Origin of the sequence: Paracidovorax cattleyae, from assembly GCF_900104515.1 — a bacterium.
GTDB lineage: Bacteria > Pseudomonadota > Gammaproteobacteria > Burkholderiales > Burkholderiaceae_C > Paracidovorax > Paracidovorax cattleyae.
The window spans coordinates 45,380-68,734 of sequence record NZ_FNJL01000016.1 but is presented as its reverse complement, the minus strand read 5'-3'; the positions used below and the strand labels follow the sequence as shown (position 1 = coordinate 68,734).

The 23,355-nt window shown below is 67.7% G+C and carries 24 protein-coding genes; 5 read left to right on the top strand and 19 right to left on the bottom strand.

Annotated elements, in window-relative coordinates; genetic code table 11:
• Positions 1-40 precede the first annotated feature (40 nt).
• From flgL to BLR05_RS14550, 4 genes are read right to left on the bottom strand one after another with little or no spacing between them, the layout of a single operon-like run.
• The gene (flgL, locus tag BLR05_RS14565; protein ID WP_092835407.1) at positions 41-1,327 is read right to left on the bottom strand and encodes a flagellar hook-associated protein FlgL; all 1,287 of its coding nucleotides are present in this window, start codon (positions 1,325-1,327) and stop codon (positions 41-43) included.
• A gap of 36 nt (positions 1,328-1,363) precedes the next feature.
• Positions 1,364-3,295, bottom strand: coding sequence for a flagellar hook-associated protein FlgK (gene flgK, locus BLR05_RS14560; RefSeq protein ID WP_092835405.1), 1,932 nt, complete (start codon positions 3,293-3,295; stop codon positions 1,364-1,366).
• 16 nt (positions 3,296-3,311) lie between these two features.
• Positions 3,312-4,214: a flagellar assembly peptidoglycan hydrolase FlgJ gene (gene flgJ / locus BLR05_RS14555; RefSeq protein WP_092835403.1), complete on the bottom strand. Its 903-nt coding sequence runs from the start codon at positions 4,212-4,214 to the stop codon at positions 3,312-3,314.
• Positions 4,215-4,256: 42 nt separating this feature from the next.
• Entirely contained in the window at positions 4,257-5,423 is a 1,167-nt protein-coding gene (locus BLR05_RS14550) for a flagellar basal body P-ring protein FlgI (protein ID WP_092835401.1), read from the bottom strand.
• 252 nt (positions 5,424-5,675) lie between these two features.
• On the opposite strand from BLR05_RS14550, the gene BLR05_RS14545 reads away from it, so the two are divergent.
• Both BLR05_RS14545 and BLR05_RS14540 read left to right on the top strand, forming a co-directional pair.
• Complete coding sequence (locus BLR05_RS14545; protein ID WP_092835399.1) at positions 5,676-6,029, top strand: helix-turn-helix domain-containing protein; 354 nt, start codon at positions 5,676-5,678, stop codon at positions 6,027-6,029.
• A 17-nt stretch (positions 6,030-6,046) separates the two neighbouring features.
• Complete coding sequence (locus BLR05_RS14540) at positions 6,047-7,345, top strand: HipA domain-containing protein (protein WP_244160103.1); 1,299 nt, start codon at positions 6,047-6,049, stop codon at positions 7,343-7,345.
• A 40-nt stretch (positions 7,346-7,385) separates the two neighbouring features.
• Here the strand turns inward: BLR05_RS14540 and BLR05_RS14535 are convergent, their stop codons facing one another.
• The 7 genes from BLR05_RS14535 to flgB form a co-directional block, all read right to left on the bottom strand.
• Positions 7,386-8,099, bottom strand: coding sequence for a flagellar basal body L-ring protein FlgH (locus BLR05_RS14535; RefSeq protein WP_092835493.1), 714 nt, complete (start codon positions 8,097-8,099; stop codon positions 7,386-7,388).
• 41 nt (positions 8,100-8,140) lie between these two features.
• Positions 8,141-8,923: a flagellar basal-body rod protein FlgG gene (gene flgG / locus BLR05_RS14530; protein ID WP_011797436.1), complete on the bottom strand. Its 783-nt coding sequence runs from the start codon at positions 8,921-8,923 to the stop codon at positions 8,141-8,143.
• A 64-nt stretch (positions 8,924-8,987) separates the two neighbouring features.
• Positions 8,988-9,728 carry a flagellar basal-body rod protein FlgF gene (gene flgF, locus BLR05_RS14525; protein ID WP_092835395.1) on the bottom strand — a complete coding sequence of 247 codons (741 nt, stop codon included), beginning with the start codon at positions 9,726-9,728 and terminating at the stop codon, positions 8,988-8,990.
• A gap of 61 nt (positions 9,729-9,789) precedes the next feature.
• Positions 9,790-11,067: a flagellar hook protein FlgE gene (flgE, locus tag BLR05_RS14520; protein WP_092835393.1), complete on the bottom strand. Its 1,278-nt coding sequence runs from the start codon at positions 11,065-11,067 to the stop codon at positions 9,790-9,792.
• A gap of 55 nt (positions 11,068-11,122) precedes the next feature.
• Positions 11,123-11,773: a flagellar hook assembly protein FlgD gene (locus BLR05_RS14515; protein WP_092835391.1), complete on the bottom strand. Its 651-nt coding sequence runs from the start codon at positions 11,771-11,773 to the stop codon at positions 11,123-11,125.
• 22 nt (positions 11,774-11,795) lie between these two features.
• Positions 11,796-12,200 (bottom strand): flagellar basal body rod protein FlgC, encoded by a 405-nt coding sequence (flgC, locus tag BLR05_RS14510; protein WP_092835390.1) that lies wholly within the window; start codon positions 12,198-12,200, stop codon positions 11,796-11,798.
• 53 nt (positions 12,201-12,253) lie between these two features.
• Entirely contained in the window at positions 12,254-12,697 is a 444-nt protein-coding gene (gene flgB / locus BLR05_RS14505; RefSeq protein WP_092835388.1) for a flagellar basal body rod protein FlgB, read from the bottom strand.
• A 245-nt stretch (positions 12,698-12,942) separates the two neighbouring features.
• Between flgB and flgA the strand changes: the two genes are divergently transcribed.
• The 3 genes from flgA (at position 12,943) to BLR05_RS14490 (ending at position 14,645) form a co-directional block, all read left to right on the top strand.
• On the top strand, positions 12,943-13,725 hold the full coding sequence (gene flgA, locus BLR05_RS14500; protein ID WP_092835386.1) for a flagellar basal body P-ring formation chaperone FlgA: 783 nt from the start codon (positions 12,943-12,945) through the stop codon (positions 13,723-13,725).
• Between the two features lie 91 nt (positions 13,726-13,816).
• On the top strand, positions 13,817-14,158 hold the full coding sequence (gene flgM, locus BLR05_RS14495) for a flagellar biosynthesis anti-sigma factor FlgM (protein ID WP_092835384.1): 342 nt from the start codon (positions 13,817-13,819) through the stop codon (positions 14,156-14,158).
• 76 nt (positions 14,159-14,234) lie between these two features.
• Entirely contained in the window at positions 14,235-14,645 is a 411-nt protein-coding gene (locus BLR05_RS14490) for a hypothetical protein (RefSeq protein WP_092835382.1), read from the top strand.
• An 81-nt stretch (positions 14,646-14,726) separates the two neighbouring features.
• Here BLR05_RS14490 and BLR05_RS14485 read toward each other — a convergent pair whose 3' ends face one another.
• The 8 genes from BLR05_RS14485 to motB all read right to left on the bottom strand — a co-directional run bounded on the left by BLR05_RS14485 (position 14,727) and on the right by motB (position 23,354).
• On the bottom strand, positions 14,727-15,443 hold the full coding sequence (locus BLR05_RS14485) for an RNA polymerase sigma factor FliA (protein WP_092835380.1): 717 nt from the start codon (positions 15,441-15,443) through the stop codon (positions 14,727-14,729).
• Between the two features lie 4 nt (positions 15,444-15,447).
• A complete protein-coding gene (locus BLR05_RS14480; protein ID WP_092835378.1) occupies positions 15,448-16,245 on the bottom strand; it encodes a hypothetical protein in 798 nt (265 codons plus the stop codon).
• A complete protein-coding gene (flhF, locus tag BLR05_RS14475; RefSeq protein ID WP_092835376.1) occupies positions 16,238-17,827 on the bottom strand; it encodes a flagellar biosynthesis GTPase FlhF in 1,590 nt (529 codons plus the stop codon). Before flhF ends, BLR05_RS14480 begins: the two co-directional genes overlap by 8 nt.
• A complete protein-coding gene (gene flhA, locus BLR05_RS14470) occupies positions 17,824-19,905 on the bottom strand; it encodes a flagellar biosynthesis protein FlhA (protein ID WP_092835374.1) in 2,082 nt (693 codons plus the stop codon). The genes flhF and flhA overlap by 4 nt, the downstream gene beginning before the upstream one ends.
• Positions 19,902-21,074 (bottom strand): EscU/YscU/HrcU family type III secretion system export apparatus switch protein, encoded by a 1,173-nt coding sequence (locus BLR05_RS14465; protein ID WP_092835372.1) that lies wholly within the window; start codon positions 21,072-21,074, stop codon positions 19,902-19,904. Before BLR05_RS14465 ends, flhA begins: the two co-directional genes overlap by 4 nt.
• A 241-nt stretch (positions 21,075-21,315) precedes the next feature.
• A complete protein-coding gene (locus BLR05_RS14460; RefSeq protein WP_092835370.1) occupies positions 21,316-21,960 on the bottom strand; it encodes a protein phosphatase CheZ in 645 nt (214 codons plus the stop codon).
• A 2-nt stretch (positions 21,961-21,962) separates the two neighbouring features.
• A complete protein-coding gene (gene cheY, locus BLR05_RS14455) occupies positions 21,963-22,349 on the bottom strand; it encodes a chemotaxis response regulator CheY (RefSeq protein ID WP_092835368.1) in 387 nt (128 codons plus the stop codon).
• 66 nt (positions 22,350-22,415) lie between these two features.
• Positions 22,416-23,354, bottom strand: a complete 939-nt coding sequence (gene motB, locus BLR05_RS14450) for a flagellar motor protein MotB (RefSeq protein WP_092835366.1) — start codon at positions 23,352-23,354, stop codon at positions 22,416-22,418.
• Position 23,355: the final 1 nt, after the last annotated feature.

Below are 23,355 nucleotides of genomic sequence, written 5' to 3'. Positions count from 1 at the left end.
GAGGAGGCCGGGCCCGATGCCCCGCGTGTCTCGCTTCTGCTTAGCCGATGTAGTTGAACAGCGACAGCTTCTGCACCTGGGCATAGGACTGCAGCGCTGCCTGGTAGCCGGTCTGGTTGTTCTGGAAATCGGAGATGCCCTTGATCATATCGAGATCCTCGGCACGCGAGCGGTCCGCCTCGAGCTGCACCGAGCGCTTGTCCTGGTCGCCCGTGATGCGGTCGGCGCGGTTGAGCAGTTCTCCGGCATAGCCGCGCATGTTGTGGATGCGCTCCATGCCGATGTCGATATTGTTCAGCGCCTGGCCCACGGCCTGCGCGGCCGCATTGCTGTTGCCGGCGCTGCCGATGTCGCGGACCGCCTGGTCGATGGTGCTGAAGATGCTGGCGCTGGGCTTGAGCGTGACGGTATCGCCGTTCGCCGGCGAGAAGTTGTAGGTGCCGTCGGACTGCTTCGTGGGCGTGCCGGTGATGTTGAAGCTCACGCCCGGAATGCCGCTCACCGCGATCGACACGGGCTTGTCGGACGGGAAGTCGGGCACCGTGACCGGCGCGGACGACACGCCCGTGGTCGTGTTGGTGATGGTGTAGGTGGCCGTGGTGGTGCCTGCCGTCGCGCCGGGGCCCACGCCGCTGAAAACGATCTGGTAGTCGTCGCCCGTGACCTGGGACGTATTCACCGGCTTCACGCCGTCCGTCACCAGCAGGCGGCCCGAAGGGATGTCGCTCACCGAGGCCGTATAGACGCCGTCGCGCTTGGGCTGGAACATGAAGGCCGACTCGCCGTCCAGCGACAGGGGCAGCGAGGTGGCCGAGCCGGAGGCCTGGCCCGGCTGGCCGGTGAAGCTGTAGTCGGGGGTGCCGGTCTGCGGGCCCAGGAACGGAGAGAGTGCGCTGCCCAGCGCGCCCAGCAGCGGCAGCCCGTTCGTGTCCTTGCGGTTGACCAGGTCGGAGAGCTGCTCGCGCAGGCCCTGCACCTGGTTCATCATGGTCTTGCGGTCTTCCGGCTTGAGCGATCCGCCGCCTGCGTTCACGATGAGCTGGCGCAGTTCCTGCACGATGTCCACCGCCTGCCCAAGCGTGGATTCGGCCTGCGTGACGGTGTTGCGCGCATTCTCCAGCGCGCGCTGCTCGCTCTGCACGCGCGAGAGGCGCGTGATGGCGCGCTCCGCCTGGGCCGCGGCGACCGGGTCGTCGCTGGCACGCACCACGCGCTTGCCCGAGGTCAGGTTCTCCTGCAGGTTGGACAGCGCGGTCTGGCGCTGCGACAGGTTGCGCAGCGCGTTGTCGTACTGGTTGGCGGAGGCGGTGCGGTAGAAGGTGCTCATGGCGATCTCCGGAAGGCCGGTGCGGCGCGGGCGGCGTCAGCGGCCCATCGTCTGGATCAGGTTGTCGAAAATGTTCTGCGCGATCTGCAGCACCTTGGCGGAGGCCTGGTACGCCTGCTGGTACTGGATCAGCTTGGCGGCTTCCTCGTCCAGGTTCACGCCCGAGACGGCGGTGCGGTCGCGTTCGAGGTTGGTGGAAATGGTGGCGGAGACATCCGAGGCGTACTTGGCGTTCTGCGTGCGCGTGCCCACCTGGGCCATCAGGCCGGCATAGCCGTCGCTCAGGGTGGCGTCGTCGAACATCTTCACGTCGGCCAGCGCGTCCATCGCCGAGGCATTGCCCGCGTTGCGCTTGTACGCATCGCCGTACTGCGGATCGAGCGAGTTGCCCACCTTCACCGTGTCGCCCGTGCCCGGCGTGCCCTTCAGCGTGATCTGCCAGCCGTCGATGGTGATGGGCTGGCCGGGCGTGTAGGCGAGCCCGGTGGTGCCCGAGGCCGGCGAGGTCGATCCCGTCACCCCGTAGGTGGACGGCGGGCCCGCGTCGAACGTCAGGGTCACGCCCCCCGGGGTCGGTGGCAGCGTGTAGGGGTTGGAGGCAGCCTGGACGGAGCTCAGCTGCAGCGAGCCGTTGTTTGTCGTGCCCATGGAGGCGTTGACGGGGCTTGCGGCGGCGAGGTCGCGCGGCGACAGCACCTTGGCCTGGATGTTCAGCGCCGTGCTGCTGAAGGGCTTGAAGAGCACCCGCTCTCCGGCGGCGCCCGCGGCCGTCATATTGAAGTTGAGCCCGTCGATCTGCTGCCCCGCGAGGTTCGTGAGGTCGGTGAAGGCCGTGGCTTTGCCGTCGGACAGGCGCACCACCTGGCCCGCGGGCGGCGTGGTGAAGCGCACTTCGTAGTCCGAGGCGGCGAACTGGGTGGCATCGGAGAACGACACATTCCCCGCCGCCGAGCCGCTGGTATAGCCGGGCATGCTGGTGGGTACCGAGAACAGGTCCTTGCCGGGCTGGCCGTCCAGTGTGATGCCGAGCTTGTGCTGGGCATTCATCGTCATGCCGATGGCCTGCGCCATGCGGCCCAGCAGGTTGCGGCCCTCGGCGAGGTCGGTGTTGTGGAAGCGCAGCAGCCCCGAGAGTTCCCCCCCCGCGAGCATGCTGTCGTCCAGTTCGATGGGCTTGGTGCCGGGCGGGCTGAAGTACACCTTCAACTGGCCGCTGCCCGGGAACTGGCTCGACTCCTGCACATCCAGCGGCGTGGCCGTGGTGCCCAGCACGAGCGGCTGGCTGCCGGCCACGAACAGCCCCACCGTGCCGTCGTCAGCGGCCACCTGGGTGGTCTGCACGTACTGGTTGATCTGGCGGATGATCTGGTCGCGCTGGTCCAGCAGGTCGTTGGGCGTCTGCCCGTTGCCCTTCACGCGCGCGATCTGCTCGTTCACGCTCGCCATCTGCTTGGCCAGGCTGTTGATCGCGTTCACGTCGCCCGTGAGCTGCTCCTTCACCGTGTACTGGATCTCGTTCACGCGCTCGGCCGCCGAGCGCATGCGCGCGGCAGTCTCGTCCATGCGGGTGGTGGTGACGGTGCGCGCGGTCATGTCCGTCGGCGAGGCCACCACGTCCTTGAAGGAGTTGAGCATGTCGGTGATCGCGGCGCCGAGCCCGCTGGTGCCTCCGCTGAACACGTCCTGCAGTTGCGACAGCCGCTCCGCGCGCGTCTTGTCGGCCGACTGGGCGGAATCCGCCGCCGCGGCCTGCCGCGTCAGCAATTCGTTCTGGTTGCGCAGGATGGTCTGCACGTCCACACCCTGGCCGATGTAGCCGCCACCGGTGAATTGGCCCTGCACGGTCTGCAGCGACAGCGTCTGCCGCGAGTAGCCCGCGGTATTGACGTTGGCAATGTTGTGCCCGGTGGTCTGCAGGGCCACCTGGTTGGCGAGGAGGGCGCGCGCGCCGACGTTGAGCAGACTCATGTGCGTTCACCCGCCTTCATGCCGAGGGCCCCACCCGCAGCGTGCTGTGGATGGCCCGGCTCAGCTTGTGCGCGTATTCGGGGTCCGTGGCGTAGCCCGCCTTCTGCAGCTCGGCCGCATAGGCCACGGCCGAATGCGTCTTGCTGCGGGCCTTTTCATAGCGCGGGTTGTCGTTGATGAGGCGCGCGTAGTCCTTGAAGGAGTCCTCGTAGGAATCGTAGGCGCGGAACTTGGCCGTCACCTTGCGCGGCGTGCCGTCGATGTACTCGGTGGTGGTCACCTCCGCCACCTTGCCCGTCCAGCCCTTGCCGGCCTTGATGCCGAACAGGTTGAAGGAGTTGCTGCCGTCCTTGCTGCGGATCTCGCTGCGGCCCCAACCGGTCTCGTGCCCGGCCTGGCCGAGCATGAAGCTCGCGGGGATGCCGCTTTCCTGCGACACGCGCTCGGCCGCGTCGCGGTGGTGCTGCACGAAGCCGTCGCGGCCCTTGGGAGCCGGTGCGTAGGCGCTGGCCGCCGCGGCGGCGCGCGCGGACTGCTGTGGCTGCAGGCTCAGCGTGGACGGCGGGGAAAACGTGGGCGCGGCTTCCTGGCCGCCGCCGATCTGGCGCGTGAGCTGGCGCTGGATGGCTTCCGACAGCCCGCCCTGCAGGCCCGACATCTGCACCGAGAACTGCTGGTCCAGCATGTCCTGGCCCAGGTTGCCCTGCTCACCTTCCATCAGGCCGGACTTCATCGTCGCTTCGCGCATGCTCTTGATCATCTCGCGCATGAAGAGCGACTCGAACTGCTTGGCCGCTTCCTTCGCGGCCTTCGGGTCGTTCTGCCCGGCCTGGAACTTCAATGCATCCAGCGAGCGCGCATCCACCGCCAGCGCATTCGAGGCCGTGGCGGGGGCGGAGGAGGACAGGCTGAGCGACATGGCGGTCTCCCGGCGGTCAGGCGGTGGCGGACGGGGCGGCCATCAGATGACCTCCAGTTCGGCATTGAGCGCGCCCGCAGCCTTGATGGCCTGCAGGATGGCCAGCAGGTCCTGCGGCGTGGCGCCCAGCGTGTTGAGCGCGCGCACCACGTCGGCGAGCTGCGGCGACGGCGGCATCTGGATGATGTTGCCAGGCTCCTGCTTGATCGCGATGTCGCTCTTCTGCGCGACCACGGTCTGGCCCTGCGACAGCGGGTTGGGCTGGCTGATCACCGGCGTGGAACTGATCGTGATCGACAGGTTGCCGTGCGCGATCGCGCAGGGGCCCAGCGTAACGGCCTGGTTGAGCACGATCGAGCCGGTGCGCGCGTTGATGACGACCTTGGCGGACGGCGTGGCGTCGGCCACCGGCAGTTCCTCCAGGTCGGCGATGAAGTTCACCCGCCCGCCCGGATCCTGCGGTGCGCGCACCTGCACCGTGCGTCCATCCAGCGCGGTGGCGATGGACGCCCCCTTGCCGAGCTTGTCGTTGATGGCCTGCGCCACCTTGCGCGCGGTCTGGAAATCCGAGGCATTGAGGCCCAGGTTGATGGTGTCCCCGTCGTGCAGCGGCGTGGGCACAGACCGCTCCACCTGCGCGCCCTCCGGAATGCGGCCCGCGCTCAGGTGGTTGATCTGCACCTTGCTGCCACCGGCTGCGGCGCCTGCGCCACCGACCACCAGGTTGCCCTGTGCCAGCGCATAGATCTCACCGTCGGCGCCGCGCAGCGGCGTGGCGATCAGCGTGCCGCCCTTGAGCGACTTGGCATTGCCCATGGAGGACACGTTCACGTCGATGAACTGCCCGGGCTGGGCGAACGCCGGCAACTGCGCCGTCACGATCACCGTGGCCACGTTCTTGAGCTGCGGCGCTGCCGTGCCGGGCGGCAGGCTGATGCCCATCTGCTGCAGGTAGTTGGTCAGCGCCTGTGTGGTGATGGGCATCTGCGTCGTCTGGTCGCCCGTGCCGTCCAGGCCCACGACCAGGCCGTAGCCCGTCAACTGGTTGCTGCGCACCCCCTGCACGGCCGCCACTTCCTTGATGCGCAGCGCGTGCGCGGGCGCCACCGCCCCCAGCAGGGCGATCGCGGCGAGGCCGTGCGCGAGCCCCAGCCGCAGGGCGGCCCGGTGCACGCGTGCGAGGAAGGAGGGGGGGGCAGGAGACTTCATGGCACCGATTGTGGGATCGGAGGGCCCCGGGGGATGGAGGGAAAAGGCGCCGGATCACCCGCTTTCTTGGCTGGATGCCAGGCGGGCAGAACACCTTGCAGTGTGAGATTTTCTCGTGAAATCTAAACGATCATTTATTTTTTATTGCTTGTTGAATTGAATGATGCAAATCGCAGCGAGCATTTCTATTCCAAGCTTGAATTGCGCTCAGCGCAGATAAAATCTAAGCAATCACTTCTATTGGAGTGCTCCATGAAGAACTATTTGATCAACAATGTTGGCGACATTGGCCAAGTCATCCGTGCCGCACGCAAAGCCCATGGCGTCCGCCAGGACGACTTGGCTGGCAGTGCGGGAGTGAGCCATGTCTATATGCGCGATCTGGAACATGGGAAAGAAACCGTTCAGATGGGCCGCGCGCTGAAGGTCTTGAAGGAATTAGGCGTCAGGTTCACGTTAGAGATGCCTGATGATGTCCATGAGCGGCTGATGAGGGATCAGGAGAAGGCGGCATTGCTGAAAGCGAAGCGCGCTCTTTTTGAGAGTCATGAGCTGTCTCCGGGTGCCATTGGGCCGGTAAGGTCTGCCAGGGTAGAACGCAAGTGAGCCAACGCACCTTGGCCGTGCTCATCAACGGCGAATGGATGGGCGACCTGACCGACCAGAACAACCTCTGGGGCTTCCAGTACGCAGCCAGTTGGCTGTCCCGTCCCCAGCCCTATCCGCTGTCTCCCTTTTTGCCGCTGGGCCGGGAGCCGCTACTGGATGGCGCAACGGTCCGGCCGGTGCAGTGGTTCTTCGACAATCTCCTGCCGGAAGAGACGCTGCGCACCATGATCGGCAGGGAAGAAGGTGTTCCGGCAGAGGACGCCTTCGGGCTGCTCGAGCGGCTCGGGGCCGAGTCGGCCGGGGCTCTGGTGCTGCAACCCCACGGTGCTGAAGACGCGGTGCAGGGTACGCAGGAACTCCGCTATGAGGTTCTGTCCGCGCGCATCCGCAAGCTGCCTGCGGCCTCCCTTCATCGGCAGGCCCCCAAGCGCATGTCGCTGGCGGGTGCGCAGCACAAGATGGTCGTTTGCTTCGATCCCGCGACGGGCGGGCTGGCCGAACCTTTGAAGGGAAGCGCCTCTACGCACATCCTCAAGCCCGACTCTACGGCAGTCGGGTATCCACGCTCAGTGGTGAACGAAACCTTCACGATGCGTCTGGCGGCCATGCTGGGCGTGAAGGTGCCCTCGGTATGGCGTCTCTATGTTCCCGAGCCCGTGTACATCATCGAGCGCTTCGATCGCATCCGCGGAGCGGACGGCCGACCGCTGCGTGTGCATGCAGTGGATGGCAGCCAGGCATTGAACGAAAGCGGGCACAACAAGTACGCGAGCGCAACCTTTCCCGCGTTGCTGCGGCTTATCGGGCTGTGCTTGAACAAGGCCGTGGCGAGACTGGAGATATTCCGCTGGATCCTGTTCAATACCCTGGTCGGCAACTCGGATTGCCACCTGAAGAACATCTCATTCCTCATCGATTCGGAAGGCATGCGCGTGGCGCCCTTCTACGACCTGCTCTGCACGGCGGTCTACCACACGCCGGCTTTGGCGGACGAGCCGTCCATGAGGGTATGGCCCGAAGAAACCCTGGCCATGCCGGTGGCCGGCGCAGCGAATTTCTGCGAGGTCACGCAGGAAAAATTGGTGGCCACCGGGATGGAACTGGGCCTCGGCAAAGGCACGGCGGTCCGGGAAACCGCCAGGATGATCGCGCGATTGCCGGATGCCGCGGACGGACTGATCGAGCGCATGACGGAAGAATATGGAGCCATGCCAATCGTTCAGATCCCGTCCGAAACCCGGGCAGCCGAGTTGCACCTGCTGCGTGCGATACGCCATGTGGTGATCGCAGACATGCTGAGGTTCGTGCGGTAGCCTGGCCTTTGCACGCGGCCGGACTACGCACCTCGGAATCTCAGAACGGCGCCACCGAATTGAACGCCCGCGCCAGCCACCCCATGGCCTGCGCCTCGGCCGGAGAGCCTCTGCCGCGCGACTGCACGCGGGCATTCGCCACCAGGGTGGAGCTGACCACGCTGCCCGGCTGCAGCGAGCGCGGGTCCACGGTGCCCGAGAAGCGCAGCACGTCCACGTTCTCGGCCACGCCGATCTGCTTTTCGCCCGCGATCACGAGGTGGCCGTTGGGCAGCACGTCCACGACCGTGGTGGTGATGGTGCCGGTGAAGGTGTTGGTGCTCTGCAGGTCGCCCTTGCCCTCGAAGTTGTTGGTGCTGTTGCCGCCCAGCTTCAGCTTGCCGATGTCGCTCGCGCCGATGAAGGGGAACGCGGTCACGCCGGCCGTGTTGGCGGCCGTGCGGTCCACCTTGGAGCTGGATTTCTGCGATGCGGAGATCGTCTCCACGATCTGGATGGTGACGATATCGCCCACGAGCCGCGCGCGGCGGTCCTCGAACGCCGGCCGGTAGCTGGCTGTATGGAAGAGGCTGCCGGTGGCCGGCCCGGTCGCGCGGGGAACCGCCTGCACGGCGATCGGCGCCTGGGTGGGCGGCATGTCGATCGGCGGCGGCGGGTTGACGGACGCGCAGCCCGTGGCGGCCAGCAGGGCGGCTACGGCGGCAAGGCGCAGCGGCGCGGCGTGCAGGAAGGAGGAGGAAGCGGTGTGCGGCATGGTCGGTGTCCCGGCGGTCGTCAGGAAGGGGAGGGCGCGCATCACAGCTGCGCGAGCTTGGCCAGCATCTGGTCGGATGTCTGGATGGCCTTGGAATTCATTTCGTAGGCGCGCTGGGTCTGGATCATGGACACCAGCTCTTCCACCACGTTCACGTTGGATGTTTCGAGGAAGCCCTGGCGGATGATGCCCAGGCCGTTGGTGCCGGGCGTGCCCTGCTGGGGCTGGCCCGAGGCTGCGGATTCCTTGAACAGGTTCTGCCCGATCGGCTCCAGGCCGGCCGAGTTGATGAAGCTCGCCATGCCCAGGGTGCCGATCTGCTGCGGTGCGGTCGTGCCCGGCACGGTGGCCGAGACGATGCCGTCCGTGCTGATGCTGATGCCCGTGGCGTTGGCCGGCACGGTGATGCCGTTGGCCACGGGCAGGCCGCTGGACGTGACCAGGCGCCCCTGGGAGTCGAGCTGGAACGACCCGTCGCGCGTGTAGCCCGTGGTGCCGTCCGGCATCGTCACCTGGAAAAAGCCGTTGCCGTTGATGGCCACGTCCAGGTTGTTGTTGGACTGCGCCAGGCTGCCCTGCGTGAAGTTGCGGCTGGTGGCCACCGTGCGCACACCCAGGCCCAGGTGCAGGCCGGTCGGCAGCTGGTTCTGCTCGGTGGTCTGCGCGCCCACCTGGCGCAGGTTCTGGTAGATCAGGTCCTCGAACACCGCGTTGTTGCGCTTGTAGCCGGTGGTGGAGACGTTGGCGAGGTTGTGGGAGATCACGTCCAGCTGCGTTTGCTGGGCGGACATGCCGGTCTTGGCGATCCAGAGCGAGTTGATCATGGCGGTTCCTCGGGGAATGCGTGCTTGTCTTGGCTTGGCGTGCGGGGTGGCGTCGGCGCGGGCTTCAGCCGTTCAGGTTGAGCAGCTGGGCAGCCGTCTTGTCGTTGGCCTCGGCCGTCTGCAGCAACCGCATCTGGGCCTCGAACTGCCGGGAGGCGGCGATCATGCCGACCATGCTTTCCACGGCGTTCACGTTGGAGCCTTCCAGAGCGCCGGACAGAAGCCGCGCGTTCGGGTCATTGGGCATCGGGTCGCCCGATGCAGGGCGGAAAAGGGCGTCGTCGCCCCGCTTGAGCGGGTCTTCCGGCGTCGGAGTGGCGAGCTTCAGCCTTCCGATCGGCGTGGCCTGCTGGCCCGCGACGCGCGCGGTCAGGGTGCCGTCCGAGCCCAGGGTCACGTCGGCGCCGGGCGGCACATCGATCGGGCCGCCGCCGTCCGACAGCACGGTAAGCCCGTTGGAGGTGCGCAGCTGGCCCTCCGCGTTCACTTCGAAGCTGCCGTTGCGGGTGTAGGCCTCGGTACCGTCCAATCCCTGCACCGCGAACCATGCGTTGCCCACCGCCATCGCATCCAGGTTGCGGCCGGTGCGCTGCACGGGGCCGGGCGTTTCCACATGGCCGGAGGTGGCCTCCAGCGCGAACACGCGGGTCTTGGAGCCGTCGCCCTGCACGGGCACCGAGCGGAAGGTGGACATCTCCGCGCGGAAGCCGTTGGTGGAGGCGTTCGCGAGGTTGTTGGCCAGCACCGCCTGCCGTTGCGCGGCGGCACTGGCGCCCGTCATGGAGGTGTAGATGATGTGGTCCATCGCTCGGCCTGCAGGAAGGTGGGGGTTCGGAGTTCAGTGGCGGATCAGCCGGATCGGGCCGTCAGCGCAGGTTCACCAGCGTGGACATCACCTGGTCCTGCGTCTTGATGGTCTGGGCGTTGGCCTGGTAGGCGCGCTGGGCGGTCATCATGCCCACCAGCTCGGCCGTGAGGTCCACGTTGGAATCCTCCAGTGCGCCGGAGCGCAGCCCGCCGAACTTGCCTTCGGTGGGCGTGCCCAGCACCGGCTGGCCCGACTCGAACGTCTCCACCCAGTTGTTGCTGCCCACCGAAGCCAGCCCCTGCGTATTGCGGAAGCTGGCCAGAGCCACCTGGCCTTCTGCGCGCGTCACGCCGTTGGAGTAGCGCGTCATCACCGTGCCGTTGTTCTCGATGCTGATGCCCGTGAGTTCGCCGGCCGTGTAGCCGTCCTGCGACAGGTTGGACACCGCGAACGCCTTGCCGTATTGCGACACGCCGTCGAGCTTGATGTTCACCGTGTAGTCGGCCAGACCGTTCGGGTTGGGCGGGGTGGGCTTTACGGTGAGCGGCATCTGGAAGCCGGTTTCCGGTGCGGTGGCGGTCGGCGAGATGATCTTGCCGCTGTCGTCGAACTTGATCTGGCCGATCGGCGTGGCCACCACCGGCGGCGTGGCCGTGGCGTCGTCGAGCTTGTCGTACACGTCCCAGGTGTTGGCGCCGTTCTTCTGGAAGTATAGGCTCACCGGCTTGGCCACGCCCTGGCTGTCGTACACGTTGATCGACGTGCCGTAGGTGGAACGCGGCGTGGCGGGCACGGGTGGCGTGGCCGTGGAGTCGCCGGCGGCATCGGGCGCGCGGGCGTCGAGGTTGAACTCCGCCGTGATCGCCGTGGTCTGCTTGGCGGGAATCGGCTTGGATGTGGGGAAGGACAGCGGCGCGGCGTTGCTCGCCGTGCGCTTGCCCGTGGTCGGGTCCAGCGCGTAGCCCATGACCTGCGCCTTGGTGTTGGTCACCAGCTGGCCGTTGCTGTCGAGCTTGAAGTTGCCGGCACGGGTGTAGGCGCGCGAGCCGTCGGGCTGCTGCAGCGTGAAGAAGCCGTCGCCGTTGATCGCCACGTCCAGGCTGTTGCCGGTGACGGAAACGTTGCCCTGGTTGAACTGCTGCGACACCGCCGACAGCTCCACCCCGATGCCGGCATTGGTGCCGCCCGCGGAGCCGATGGCATTGGCCACCATCTCTGCGAATTCGGCGCGCGACGCCTTGAAGCCGACGGTGCCGGAGTTGGCCACGTTGTGGCCGATCACGTCCAGGTTCTTGCTGGCGGCGTTGAGGCCGGACAGGCCTTGCTGGAAGCTCATGGTGCTCTCCTCGGGGACGAAAAAGGGGTGTTGTCTTGCGGAATGCGCGAGGCCGTCAGAGCACCGCGCGGATGTTGCTGTAGTTCACGGTGCTGCCCGTGTCCAGGTTCAGCGTGAGGGCGCCGGCATTGGAGCCCGTGCCCACCACCTTGGCCTGCATGAGCGGCGTCGCCTCGACGGCGCCGTCCTTGGTGGACGCGACCACGCGGAAGCTCAGGTCGCTGGGGGTACCGCTGTACTTGCTGCCGTCCCATGTGAAGTCGTGGCGGCCCGCCGCGCTCGCGCCCACGTCCACCGTATCGACCACCTGGCCACCCGGCGTGACGACTTCCACCTTGACGTCGGTGGCGGCGCTCTTGAGGTCGAAGGAGCCCGTGCCGGTGCTGTCCTTGAAGGTCATCTTGGAGCCCTCGGTCAGCACGCTGCGGCCGATCATCATCGTGCCCTGCAGGGTCTGCATGGTCGTGAACTGTTCGGCCATGGTCTGCATGCTCAGGTTGAGCTGCTGGATGCCGGTCACCGTGTTGATCTGCGCCATCTGCGAAGTCATCTGGGCGTTGTCCAGCGGATTCATCGGATCCTGGTTGTTGAGCTGCGCCACCAGCAGCTTCAGGAAACGGTCCTGCGCGGCGGCCGGATCGGTGGCGGAGTTCGAGCTGGAGCTCGTATTCACGGTGGCCGTGGAGCCGATGGGATTGAGAATCATGGTGCGGTCCTTCGGGAAGGAGTTACTGGCCCATCTGCAGCGTCTTGAGCAGCAGCGACTTGGTGGTGTTGAGAACCTCGACGTTGTTCTGGTAGGAGCGCGAGGCCGAGATCATGTTGACCATCTCTTCCACCGGATTCACGTTGGAGTGCGTGACGTAGCCTTCCGCGTCGGCCTGCGGATGGGTGGGATCGAGCACGCGCTTGCCGGGCGCCTGGCTTTCGGTGATGGAGCTCACGCGCACGCCGGCCGAGCTCTCGTCGCCCATGGGCGCGGTCTGGAAGACCACCTGCCGGGCCTTGTAGGACTGGCCGTCGGGGCCGGCCACGGCATCCACGTTGGCGAGGTTGCTGGCCACGACGTTGAGGCGCTGCGCCTGCGCGCTGATCGCGCTGCCGGACACGCCGAAGATCGAGAACATGGACATGGCGGGGGTCGCTTTCCTGGTGCGTTGCGGGCGGCGAAGGCGTGCGGGTGCCCTCACTGGCCCTGGATCGCGCTCAGCATGGTGCGCGCGTTGCCGTTGATGAAGCGCAGCGTGGCCTCGTAGCGCACGGCGTTGTCGGCGAACGCGGCCCGCTCGCGGTCCAGGTCCACCGTGTTGTTGTCCAGGCTCGGCTGGGTCTGCACCGTGTAGCCCAGGGAGCCGGGCGCGCCGCTGCCCGTGGTGGCGCCGGGCAGGGGGATGTGGCGCGGATCGGTCGCGCTCTGCTGGCGCTGGAGGGCGCGCTCCACCGCGTTGAACGAGGCGCCCGTTCCCTGGCCGGTGGCGTCGCGCAGTGCATCGGCGAAATTGAAGTCGCGCGCCACGTACCCGGGGGTGTCGGCATTGGCGATGTTGCTCGCGATCGCGCGCTGTCTCTCGGCACGCAGCATGAGCGCGTTGCCGTGGAAATCCAGCCTTTCGGTCAACTTGTCGAGCATGGGGCACCTTGCGGAAAACAGGGAATCGGAAGCCGTCGCGGGGCACGGGGCCACGGGTTTTCGGCGTGGTCCGATTATGGAAACGGACCCTTTTTTCTAAAGCGCGAAGAACGCGGGGATTGGCGCGCAGTTCGGTCCATCGCCGGCGGCTCCACGCCCTAGAGTCCAGGTTGTGCAATGGCCCCCGGACTGCCCCGTCCGGGCGGCCCCGTCCATCGCCGCAGCCCGGCTGCCAGGAGGCCCCCATGTCCCCCCATTCCCATCTGCCGAATTCCCGCCCCGCCGCCTCGCGCCGCACCCGCGTGCTGGCCCGCATGGCCGGCGCCGCGCTGCTGGCCTGGAGCGCCGCCGCGGCCGTGCAGGCCCAGGGCGCACCCGCCGCGGACGCCACGGCCGACCTGGGCTCCATCACCCAGCGCTGGCTCGACGATGCCCTGCAGCGCAGCCAGGTGTCGGGCGCCTCCATGCCGCTGCGCATGGAAGTGAGCGTGGGCCAGCTCGATTCGCGGCTGCGCCTCGCGCCCTGCGCCCGGGTGGAGCCCTACCTTCCCGCCGGCTCCCGGCTCTGGGGCCGCACGCGGCTGGGCCTGCGCTGCGTCGAGGGGGCCACGGCGTGGAATGTCTTCCTGCCCGTCACCGTCAAGGCCTACGGCCCTGCCTGGGTGCTGACCGGCAACGTGGCCTCCGGTGCCGTGCTGACCGAGGCCGATGCCACCCAGGCCGAAGTGGACTGGGCGGCCGAGACGACCGCCATCGTGGCCAACCCGGAAAACTGGGTCGGGCAGGTGGCGTCGCGCCCGCTCATGGCCGGGCAGGCACTGCGCCAGCACATGGTGAAGGCGCCGATGGCCTTCCGTGCCGGCGCCCCGGTGCGGGTCGTTGCCCAGGGGCGCGGCTATTCGGTAACATCTGCGGGGCAGGCCGTCACGGCAGGCTCGATCGGAGAGACTGTGCGTGTCCGCATGGACAATGGCCGGGTCATCGCGGGCATTGTTTCCAACGATGGAACGGTCGAGGTCGGTTTGTGACATCAGTTTCCGAATAAAAGCCTAAAGTCCGCGCTCCGATGGTCGAAAACATTGCTACTGTGCCCCACATCGAACGGGGTGGGAGAGTGCGATGAAGATCAGTCAAAACCCGGAATTGCCGAATGCGCTGACGCAGCAGGTCCAGGCTGCCAAGCAACAGGCCAAGGCGGCCGCCCCGGCGCCCGCCGCCGAAGAGGCCGCCAAGACCGCAACCACGGTCGCCGCCGCGGGCGGAACGCCCGTGACGTTCTCCAGTGCCGCCAAGGCGCTGGACCCGTCGCTGCGCAGCAGCGCGGATTTCGACGCCAACAAGGTCAAGGCCGTGCGCGCGGCCATCGAGAAGGGCACCTTCACGGTCGATGCCGATGCCATCGCCGACAAGCTGCTCTCGAACGCCCAGGAAATCATCGCCCACTCTCCCAAGAGCCACTGACCCGGCCCTTGTCCCGGCGCGGCCGTAGCGCACACGGTCCGCGTCCTGCATGGGCCGGTCGGCACAGGACCGACCCATGCACCACTCTCCCGCTTCACCTTCTTCCCCCCGCTCGCCCGAAGCCCTGCTCGGCACCGTCGAGTCGCTCCTGGCCGACGTGGGGGCCCTGCTCCTGCAGGCGGATGCTCCCGCGCTGGAGCACCGTGCCCCGCTGCTGCAGCAGGCAGCGCTCGACCTGTCCCGCTCCCTGGAAAACCGCCCTGCCTCCGCTCCGCCCCTGCCGGCCGACTGGGCACGCCGTGTCCAGGCCGTGCGCAGCCAGCTGTCCCTGCAGCGCGAGCAACTGGCCCGGCTCGCTGCGCTCACGAACCGCCAGGTGGCCACCTTCCTGCCGCCGGACCAGAACGGCGCGACCTACGGCAGCCGCGGCCCTGCCGGCAACGGCATGCACGGCGGCGCCGCCCGGATCTACCGGTCACAGGGCTGAACGGCGGCCGCCTGGCCGGGCAGGAGACGGCCGCGCCACAAAAAAAGGGCCCCCGAGGGGCCCTTCTTTCATCCGGCAGCATCAATGGCTGCGCATCTTCGCCCGCAGCCGGGCGATCGACTGGCTGTGCAGCTGGCAGATGCGCGATTCGGTCACACCCAGCACGGCGGCGATCTCCTTCAGGTTCATGTCGTGCTCGTAGTACATGCCCATGATCTGCTGCTCCCGCTCCGGCAGGGCCTTGATCGCCGTCACCAGGGAGGCGCGCAGGCGCTGGTCGCGCAGCATGGCCATGGGGTCGGCCGCGCCGTCGGCCACGTGGCGGTCGAGGAAGCCGTCATCGTCGTCGTCGCCGCGCGTCATGTCTTCCAGATAGACCAGCTGGGTGCCACGCACCTTGCTCAGCAGGGACTGGTATTCGGAGAGGCTGAGTTCGAGCTCGGTGGCGATCTCGGACTCCAGCGGGCTGCGGCCGAGCTTCTGTTCCAGCCGGGTCACCGCATGCTCGATCTCCTTCTGGCTCTTGCGCGAACTGCGCGACATCCAGTCGCCCTCACGCAGCTCGTCGAGCATGGCGCCGCGGATGCGCTGGGAGGCGAAGGTCTCGAACTGCACGCCCTGTGTCACCTCGTAGCGCGACAACGCCTCGTTGAGCCCGATCATGCCGACCTGGATCAGATCGTCCAGCTCCACGTTGGGCGGAAGCTTCGCGATCATGTGGTGCGCGATCCGTCGGACCAGCGGCGCGTGCTGGCGGATCAGTGCATCGCGGTTGAGCTGTCCTTTGGCGGTGTACATCGGATCAGTGGCTCCGTGCGAAGGGCTGGGCAGGCCGCTGCGTACCGAAGGGCGGGACGGCAGCGACCGGCGCGGCACCAATGGTGCCCGCGTTTTCCAGCAGTTGCAAGGCCAGGCGCTGCAGATCCTGCGGATGGTTGGCCCGCAGGGTGGTGGTGCGCAGTTCGCTGCCCAGGTGCCGCTCGGCGCAGCGCTGCAGGGTGGCGAGCGTGGCATGGACGCGGTGCAGGCTGGCGGGCCGGTCGGTGGGCAGCACCGAGGCCACCGTGCAGGGTACGCCGGCATGCAGCGCCATGTGCTTGAGCTGGCGGTAGCTGCGCATCGCATGGTCGCCGCCCTCGGCGATCAGCAGCGGCACCGCGGCCGTGTCGCGCACCAGAGGCGCCAGCGCCTCTGCCGGGGCATAGATCGCCAGCACCGCGTAGGAGCGGAAGAAGGGCTGCAGGGTCTGCTGGGCCGCGACCGCATCGGTGCTCTGGCGGGCCAGCCGTCGCAGTCCGTAGGCGGCCGGCAGCACGGCCAGCGAGGCCGCTGCGGCGGCGCCCGTGTCCAGCGGTGCACCGTCCTGCCAGGACGGCTCGGCCAGCAGATGGGCCAGGCCGGGGGAGGCATCGGTCTCGCGCGCGGTGCCGTCGAGCACCGCCACGGGGTAGCCCATGCGCTGCAGTGCCGAGCACACCTGGAAGAACGTCTCGAGCCCGTAGGCGGCATCCGGCTGCGCCAGGATGGCCAGCAGGCGCAGGGGTGACCCGGGCATCAGGCGCAGCAGGCTCGCGCCCTGGTGGAAGGCAGTGTCAAGCATCGACCAGGGCCCTTTCCGTGGCGAGTTCGGGAGAGTGCGAGAAGAAGAAGTTCAGGTCCGAGGCTTTCGGGTCGAACGCCGACTTCGCGGGCGAACGCATGGAGGTGGCGATCAGCTTCTGGGCATCGGCCGCTTCCCAGTCCTCGGGCACGCGCTGGCCGTTGGTCACGCCGCGCAGCACCATCTGGTGGCGGATCAGCGCATCCACTGCCGGGCCGAGCTTCACGGCCTCGTCCACCTTGGAGAGGATGGCCTGCTGCGAGCCGCCGGTCCGGAAACCGGTGAGCACGTCGTCCAGCGTGTCGCCGTGGCAGCCCGCGTTGAGCACCAGCAGGCGGTTCACGCCGGGCAGGTCGAGCACATCCAGCATGTCGCGCTTGCGCGGGTCACGCGGGGCGATGCCGGTGGTGTCGATCAGCACCATCTTCTTGCCGGCCAGCAGACCGAGCAGGTCCTGCAGGGCGGCGCGGTCGTGGGCGAGGTGCGCCACCACGCCGAGCATGCGGCCGTAGGAGCGCAACTGCTCGTGGGCGCCCACGCGGTAGGTGTCCAGGGTGATCAGGCCGACGCTGGCCGGGCCGTGGATGCGGGCGCACAGGGCGGCGAGCTTGGCGGTCGTGGTGGTCTTGCCCACGCCGGTGGCTCCCACCATCGCGTACACGCCGCCTTCCTCGTACAGGGGGCGCTGGTGCGCATCGGTCTTGAGGTTGCGCTCCAGCACTTCCATCAGCCAGCGCACGGCATGGGCGGCGCCCAGTTCCTCCGGCAGCCGCTCCAGCACGGCGCGCGCCAGCGAAGGCGAGTAGCCCGCCCGGATGAGCTTGAGCATCAGGTTGGACTGAATCGGGTTCTGCCGTGCCTGGCCCAGCCAGGCCAGCGTGTTGAAGCGGTCCTCGATGAGGTCCTTCATGGACTGCAGCTCGCTCATCAGGTTCTGCTGTCCGGACTCCTGGGCCAGCGAGGGCACGGGGGCCTGCACGCGGCGTTCGCGCACGGGCTGCTCGGGCGGCAGGCCCAGGGGGATGGCGTGCATCGGGTTGTGCCGCGGCAGGGGGGCGCTGGCGGGCGCCATGGCGCGCTCGGCCATGCGCGGGGCCTCGGTGCGGGACAGCGGTGCGCGCTGGGGCTGCAGCAACTGCTGCGGCGCGGCAACGGGGGCTGGCGCCGCGCCGTGCATGGCCTCGTGGCGGCGGCGCAGCATGCGCTCGCGCACATAGTCCTGGAAGGAGAGGGTGCTCATCGCCAGCTGTTCCGTATCCTGCGCCACCGGGTTGCGCGGTGCCTCGGCCCGCTGCGCCGCGCGCAGCGGCCGGCTCGACTGCGCCGGGTTGGCGGCCATGTCGGCGGCGCGTTCCTGCAGCCGGGAGGCGGACGGGGCGCGTTCCTGCTGCCTGGAGGCGGCGGGCGCGGGCTCGGCGGCGGTGCTCTCCAGCGAGGACAGCGTGTCCTCCGCGGTGGCCATCACCTCGACGCCGCCGGCGATCTGGCGGTTCGACAGGATCAGCGTGCCGTCTCCGAAGGCCATGCGCGCCTTGGCCAGGGCCTCACGGGAGGTGGGAGCGGTAAAGCGTTTGATGTTCATGCTGCACCTTTGAGGATCGGGCCGATGCGGATGGTGTGGGTTTCAGGGATCTCGCTGTGGGCGAGCACCTGCAGGCGCGGGGCGACGCGGCGCACGAGGCGCGAGACGGCGTTGCGGATGGCGTCGGGCACGAGCAGGCAGGCGGGCATGCCCATTTCTTCCTGCCTCATGGCCACTTCCGCGGCCTTCTGCGTGAGGATGTCGGCCACGCCCGGGTCGAGCGAGGGGCCGGAGGCGTTGCCCAGGGCCTGCACCAGCAGGCGCTCCAGGCCCGGCTCGATCGCGATGACGTTGAGCTCGCGGGTCGGGCCGTAGATCTGCTGCACGATGGCCGGCGAGAGGGCGATGCGCACGCGGCGTGCCAGCTCCACCGGATCGTTGATCGTGCCCGCATGCTCGGCGAGGGTCTCGATGATGGTGCGGATGTCCCGGATGTGCACGGACTCTTCCAGCAGCAGCTGGAGCACCTTCTGGAACGTTGCGATCGACACCATTTTCGGGACCACTTCCTCGATGAGCTTGGGGGCCAATTTGCCGACGTGTTCCACGAGCTGCTGCGTTTCCGTGCGGCTCAGGAGCTTGGCGGCCTGGACTTGCATCAAGTGTGACAAATGGGTGGCCATCACGGTTTCGGAATCAACGACCGTAAAACCCGCCATTTGTGCGGCTTCCTTCTGGTGGTCGTCGATCCAGTGGGCCGGCAGGCCGAAAGCGGGATCGGTGGTGGGCGTGCCGATGAGCGGCGTGCTGATGCCGCCGGGGTTGATCGCCAGGAACATGCCCGGGAAGGCCTCGCCTTCGCCCACCACCACGCCGCGCAGCGTGATGCGGTAGGCGCTGGGCTTGAGCTCGAGGTTGTCGCGCACGTGCACTGCCGGGGGCAGGAAGCCCACTTCCTGGGCGAACTTGCGGCGCACCCCCTTGATGCGGGTCAGCAGGTCGCCCTGGCGGCTCTTGTCCACCAGGGAGATCAGCCGGTAGCCGAGCTCCAGGCCCAGCAGGTCCACCGACTGCAGGTCGTCCCAGCTGGCTTCCCCGTCGCCCGCGGGGGCGGGCGGCGCCTCCACCGGCTTGGGGGCGTTGGCGCGCTGGTACAGCAGCCAGGCGGCATAGCCGATGCCGCTGCCCAGCACCAGGAACACGGCGTGCGGCATGCCGGGGATCAGGCCGAGCATGATCAGGATCGCGGCGGCCACGCCCAGCACGCGCGGCGACATGAAGAGCTGCTGCACGATCTGGCGGCCCATGTCCTGGTCCTTGCCCACGCGCGAGACCACCATGGCGGCGGCCACCGAGATCAGCAGGCCGGGAATCTGCGCCACCAGCGCATCGCCGACGGCCAGCAGGATGTAGCTGTTGGCGGCCTGCGAGGCGGACAGGTCGTGCTGCAGCATGCCGATGGCGAAGCCGCCCACGATGTTGATGAGCAGGATCAAAATGCCGGCGATGGCATCGCCACGCACGAACTTCGAGGCACCGTCCATCGAGCCGAAGAAGTTGGCTTCCTCCTGCACTTCGGCGCGGCGGCGCTTGGCCTCCTTCTCGTCGATCAGGCCGGCGTTCAGGTCGGCATCCACCGCCATCTGCTTGCCGGGCATGGCGTCCAGCGTGAAGCGTGCCGAGACTTCCGCGATGCGCTCGGCGCCCTTGGTCACCACCACGAAGTTGATCACCACCAGGATGGCGAACACGATCAGGCCGACGGCGAAATTCCCGCCGATCAGGAAGTGCCCGAAGGCCTCGATCACCGCGCCGGCGGCGCCGGGGCCGGTGTGGCCTTCCAGCAGCACCACGCGGGTGGACGCCACGTTCAGCGACAGCCGCATCAGGGTGGTGAGCAGCAGCACGGACGGGAAAGCCGCGAAATCCAGCGGCCGCAGCATGTAGGCCGCCACCATCATCACCATCAGCGCCACGGCGATGTTGAGCGTGAAGAAGGTATCCAGCAGCCAGGCGGGGATGGGCAGCACCATCAGGGCCAGGATGGCCACCACGAGCAGCGGGGCCGACAGGCCCTGCAGCGCGGAGGCATTGGTGCCGGCCCACTGGCGTGCGGAGGCGATCGTGGGGGTCTTCATGGCGCGTCACCTGCAGTGGAAGCGTCGGACGGGGCGGCCTTCGTGAGCGGATCGAGCTCCGGCGGCACGTAGGGGTCGGGCTGGGCGTCGGGCATGCGGCCTTCGCCGCGCAGGGCGGCCTTGAGCCGGTACACGTAGGCCAGGATCTGCGCCACGGCCGCGTACAGCTGGGCGGGAATCGGCTGTTCCAGCTCGGCATTGGCGTAGAGCGCACGGGCCAGCATGGGCGACTGCAGCACCGGCACGGAATGCTGGTTGGCCAGCTCGCGGATCTTGAACGCCAGCAGGTCGGTTCCCTTGGACACCACCTGCGGCGCGCCCATGCTGGCCTCGTCGTAGCGCAGCGCCACGGCGTAGTGGGTCGGGTTCATCACCACGAAGTCGGCCTTGGCCACGTTGCCCAGGCTGGCGCGGTTGGCGATCTCTCGTGCGCGCTGGCGCTGGCGGCCCTTGACCTCGGGGCTGCCCTCGGACTGCTTGTGCTCCTGCTTCACTTCCTCGTGCGACATCTTCTGCCGCGACTTGAAGAAGAAGGCCTGGAGCGGAACGTCGATGAGGGCCGCGAGGAACACGACCAGCAGCAGCAGCGCCATGCCGCCGGTGATCCACTCGGCCACGTAGCGCAGGGCCACGGGAGAGGGCTGCAGCACCAGCATCGCGATCTTCTCGATGCTGGTGCTCATGAAGCTCCAGGCCACGGCGGTGAGGATGCCGGTCATCAGCACCATCTTGATCACGGTGACCATCTGCTGCTTCGAGAACAGGTTCGAAAAGCCGGAAATGGGGTTCACCCGGCTGAAATTGGGCATCACCGGCTTGAAGGTGAAGAGCCAGCCGCCGGAGCCTATCGCGCTCGCCACGGCGGCCACGGCGGTCAGCAGGGCGAAGGCAAAGCTCGCGGCCACCCCGACGAAGGCCATGTCCTGCAGCCGCTGCAGCATGGAGCCGGTGGAGTGCACCGTCTCGGCGTTGAACGAGAGGTGGTGCGCGATGGCCCGCTGCAGGTGCTCGATCAGCGTGGGAGCCAGGGCATAGGTGCTGACCGCGCCCATGCCGAGGACGGCGAGGTGGGAAAGATCCCGGGACCGCGCAGCCTGGCCTTCCTCGCGCGCTTGCTGGAGCTTGCGCTCGGTCGCGGGTAGCTGTTTGTCTTGGCTGGAGGAGTCCATGGTGGCATGACGGAGGGGGTCATGCCGATTGTCGTGAGGGGGGCCGGAATCTAAAGCGCGAATAGACGGCCGGGGAGCCGCTTATTCGGCCATGCCGGCCTGGGTGGTGGGCCGGAGGCGGCGCACGATGGCCGGAGGCCGGGAAGGCCGCCGGCCAGCCCGGCCGTGCAAGGGGACGGGTGGGGCGTGGGCAGGGCGGCCATCCCCTGTCGCCGGGCTGCCGCGGTGCCGGCCGGGCGGGTCAGAAGCCCAGGCTGGCCAGCAGGTCGTCCACTTCCGACTGGTTGGTGACGATGTTCGGGGTGTTTTCCGGGTCCACCACCGGGCCGGCGAGGTGTTCGCGGCGGGGTTCGGGAGCGGCGGCGACCGGGGCAGGCGCGGGCGCCGGCATGGCCTGCGGGGGCGCCGTCTGGATGAGCAGTTGCACCAGCTGCTGCTCGATCGTGCCGGCCAGGCTCACCACGCGCGCGATCACCTGTCCGGTGAGGTCGTGGAAATCCTGCGCCATCATGATCTCGGTGAGATGCACGTCGGCTTCCTTGGTCACGCGTTCCACGTCGTGCAGGAAGTTCATGATCTCGCCCTTGGCCACTGCGGCAACCGGGTCTTTCACGAGGGACGCCACCACACGGCGCGTCTCCTCGGCGATGAAATCGTGCTGGGCCTTGGCCTGCTCGACGCGGTTGAGCACCTTCTCCGCGGCCTCGCCGGTGAGCCGGGCGATGTAGGAGAGGCGGCTCTGGGCGTCGGGCAACTCGCCCATCGAGCCCTTCAACTGCTCGGCATAGCCCAGTTCCCGCAACGCATCGTGCAGCTGGCGGGTGAGCTGGCCGATCTTGTTGTGGACATCCGCAGAGTCCGGGGCGTTGTGGTCCGGCGTGTCCATGGTCAGAGTCCCAGCTTCTTGAGGATCAGCGTGACTTTCTCTTCCAGCGTCGCCTTGGTGAAAGGCTTCACGATGTAGCCAGCCGCGCCGCCCTGGGCGGCCGCGACGATGTCTTCCTTGCGCGCCTCGGCCGTGACCATGAGGACGGGCAGGTGCTTGAGCTTGTCGTCCTTCTTGATCTCGGCCAGCAACTGGAACCCGTTCATGTTAGGCATGTTGATGTCGGTGACCACGAAATCGAACTTGCTGTTGCGCAGCTTGTTCAGCGCCGCGACGCCGTCTTCGGCCTCGTCGGCGTCGGTGAACCCGCTTTCCTTGAGCAGATTGCGCACGATGCGCCGCATGGTGGAGAAGTCGTCAACGATCAAAAAGCGAAGGGCAGTGGTCACGTGGGACCCTTTCGGTCGGAAATTGCAGGAGCTATTGTCAGGGGCAGCCGCTTTGGTGACAAGACGTTACGGCTGCTGTGTCGATGCAGGATTTTCACGCTTTTCCGCCGCCAGTTCCGATATGGGGATCTGCGGGGCCTTTTTGCCCAGCAGCCGTTCCTCGGCTTCCTTGGTCAGAACCGTGATGGTGATGCGCCGGTTCACGGGCGCGCGCGGGTTCTCGGGCTCCAGCAGGTCGCTCGCCGCGAGCCCCACCACGCGGCCCAGCTTGGCATCGGGCATGCCCGCGGCCACCAGCTCCCTGCGGGAGGCATTGGCACGGTCGGCCGACAGCTCCCAGTTGCTGTAGCCCCGGTCCCCGTTGCCGTAGGGCGCGGCATCGGTGTGGCCGGACAGGCTGATGCGGTTTTCCACCCCGCCGAGCGCGGCGCCGATTTCCCGCAGGATGTCGCGCATGTAGGGTTTTACCAACGCACTGCCGCTGTCGAACATCGGCCGGTTCTGGTCGTCCACGATCTGGATCTGCAGGCCGTCGGGCGTCACGTCGATGCGGATCTGCGACTTGAACTCCTTCAGGCGCGGGTTTTCCGAGATCAGCGCGTCTATCTTGGCCTGCAGGGCCTTGATGCGCATCTGGTCCTGCCGGGCCTGCTCGGCGCGCGCGTTCTCGATGTTGGTCCGCCGGCTGGTGGCGGTGTCGGAGTCCGAGCGACGGACCTGGCCATGCACCTTGGACAGGTCGTTGCCCCCGCCGGGAATGATGCTGGAGCTGTTGCCCGAGCCGTCGCCCCCCTGCATCGCCACCTTGAGCGGGGAGGCGAAATACGCGGCTATGCCCTGCAGCTCGCCCTTGGCGGTCGAGCCCAGCAGCCACATGAGCAGGAAGAACGCCATCATGGCCGTCACGAAGTCGGCATAGGCGATCTTCCAGGCGCCTCCATGGGCGGCGTGGCCGCCCTTCTTGATGCGCTTGATGATGATGGGCTGGAGCTTCTTGTCGGCCATG

What these genes read in the sequence shown, in the direction of transcription:
- flgJ (WP_092835403.1), bottom strand. Translation starts at nt 4,214, where the DNA reads ATGTCGCTCAGCCTGTCCTCCTCCGCCCCCGCCACGGCCTCGAATGCG.
- BLR05_RS14490 (WP_092835382.1), top strand. Translation starts at nt 14,235, where the DNA reads ATGCACCACTCTCCCGCTTCACCTTCTTCCCCCCGCTCGCCCGAAGCC.
- flgE (WP_092835393.1), bottom strand. Translation starts at nt 11,067, where the DNA reads ATGAGCTTCCAGCAAGGCCTGTCCGGCCTCAACGCCGCCAGCAAGAAC.
- flgC (WP_092835390.1), bottom strand. Translation starts at nt 12,200, where the DNA reads ATGTCCATGTTCTCGATCTTCGGCGTGTCCGGCAGCGCGATCAGCGCG.
- BLR05_RS14535 (WP_092835493.1), bottom strand. Translation starts at nt 8,099, where the DNA reads ATGCCGCACACCGCTTCCTCCTCCTTCCTGCACGCCGCGCCGCTGCGC.
- BLR05_RS14515 (WP_092835391.1), bottom strand. Translation starts at nt 11,773, where the DNA reads ATGATTCTCAATCCCATCGGCTCCACGGCCACCGTGAATACGAGCTCC.
- flgG (WP_011797436.1), bottom strand. Translation starts at nt 8,923, where the DNA reads ATGATCAACTCGCTCTGGATCGCCAAGACCGGCATGTCCGCCCAGCAA.
- BLR05_RS14550 (WP_092835401.1), bottom strand. Translation starts at nt 5,423, where the DNA reads ATGAAGTCTCCTGCCCCCCCCTCCTTCCTCGCACGCGTGCACCGGGCC.
- flgF (WP_092835395.1), bottom strand. Translation starts at nt 9,728, where the DNA reads ATGGACCACATCATCTACACCTCCATGACGGGCGCCAGTGCCGCCGCG.
- BLR05_RS14460 (WP_092835370.1), bottom strand. Translation starts at nt 21,960, where the DNA reads ATGGACACGCCGGACCACAACGCCCCGGACTCTGCGGATGTCCACAAC.
- motB (WP_092835366.1), bottom strand. Translation starts at nt 23,354, where the DNA reads ATGGCCGACAAGAAGCTCCAGCCCATCATCATCAAGCGCATCAAGAAG.
- BLR05_RS14545 (WP_092835399.1), top strand. Translation starts at nt 5,676, where the DNA reads ATGAAGAACTATTTGATCAACAATGTTGGCGACATTGGCCAAGTCATC.
- flgA (WP_092835386.1), top strand. Translation starts at nt 12,943, where the DNA reads ATGTCCCCCCATTCCCATCTGCCGAATTCCCGCCCCGCCGCCTCGCGC.
- flgL (WP_092835407.1), bottom strand. Translation starts at nt 1,327, where the DNA reads ATGAGCACCTTCTACCGCACCGCCTCCGCCAACCAGTACGACAACGCG.
- BLR05_RS14465 (WP_092835372.1), bottom strand. Translation starts at nt 21,074, where the DNA reads ATGGACTCCTCCAGCCAAGACAAACAGCTACCCGCGACCGAGCGCAAG.
- flhA (WP_092835374.1), bottom strand. Translation starts at nt 19,905, where the DNA reads ATGAAGACCCCCACGATCGCCTCCGCACGCCAGTGGGCCGGCACCAAT.
- BLR05_RS14480 (WP_092835378.1), bottom strand. Translation starts at nt 16,245, where the DNA reads ATGCTTGACACTGCCTTCCACCAGGGCGCGAGCCTGCTGCGCCTGATG.
- flgM (WP_092835384.1), top strand. Translation starts at nt 13,817, where the DNA reads ATGAAGATCAGTCAAAACCCGGAATTGCCGAATGCGCTGACGCAGCAG.
- flhF (WP_092835376.1), bottom strand. Translation starts at nt 17,827, where the DNA reads ATGAACATCAAACGCTTTACCGCTCCCACCTCCCGTGAGGCCCTGGCC.
- BLR05_RS14485 (WP_092835380.1), bottom strand. Translation starts at nt 15,443, where the DNA reads ATGTACACCGCCAAAGGACAGCTCAACCGCGATGCACTGATCCGCCAG.
- flgK (WP_092835405.1), bottom strand. Translation starts at nt 3,295, where the DNA reads ATGAGTCTGCTCAACGTCGGCGCGCGCGCCCTCCTCGCCAACCAGGTG.
- flgB (WP_092835388.1), bottom strand. Translation starts at nt 12,697, where the DNA reads ATGCTCGACAAGTTGACCGAAAGGCTGGATTTCCACGGCAACGCGCTC.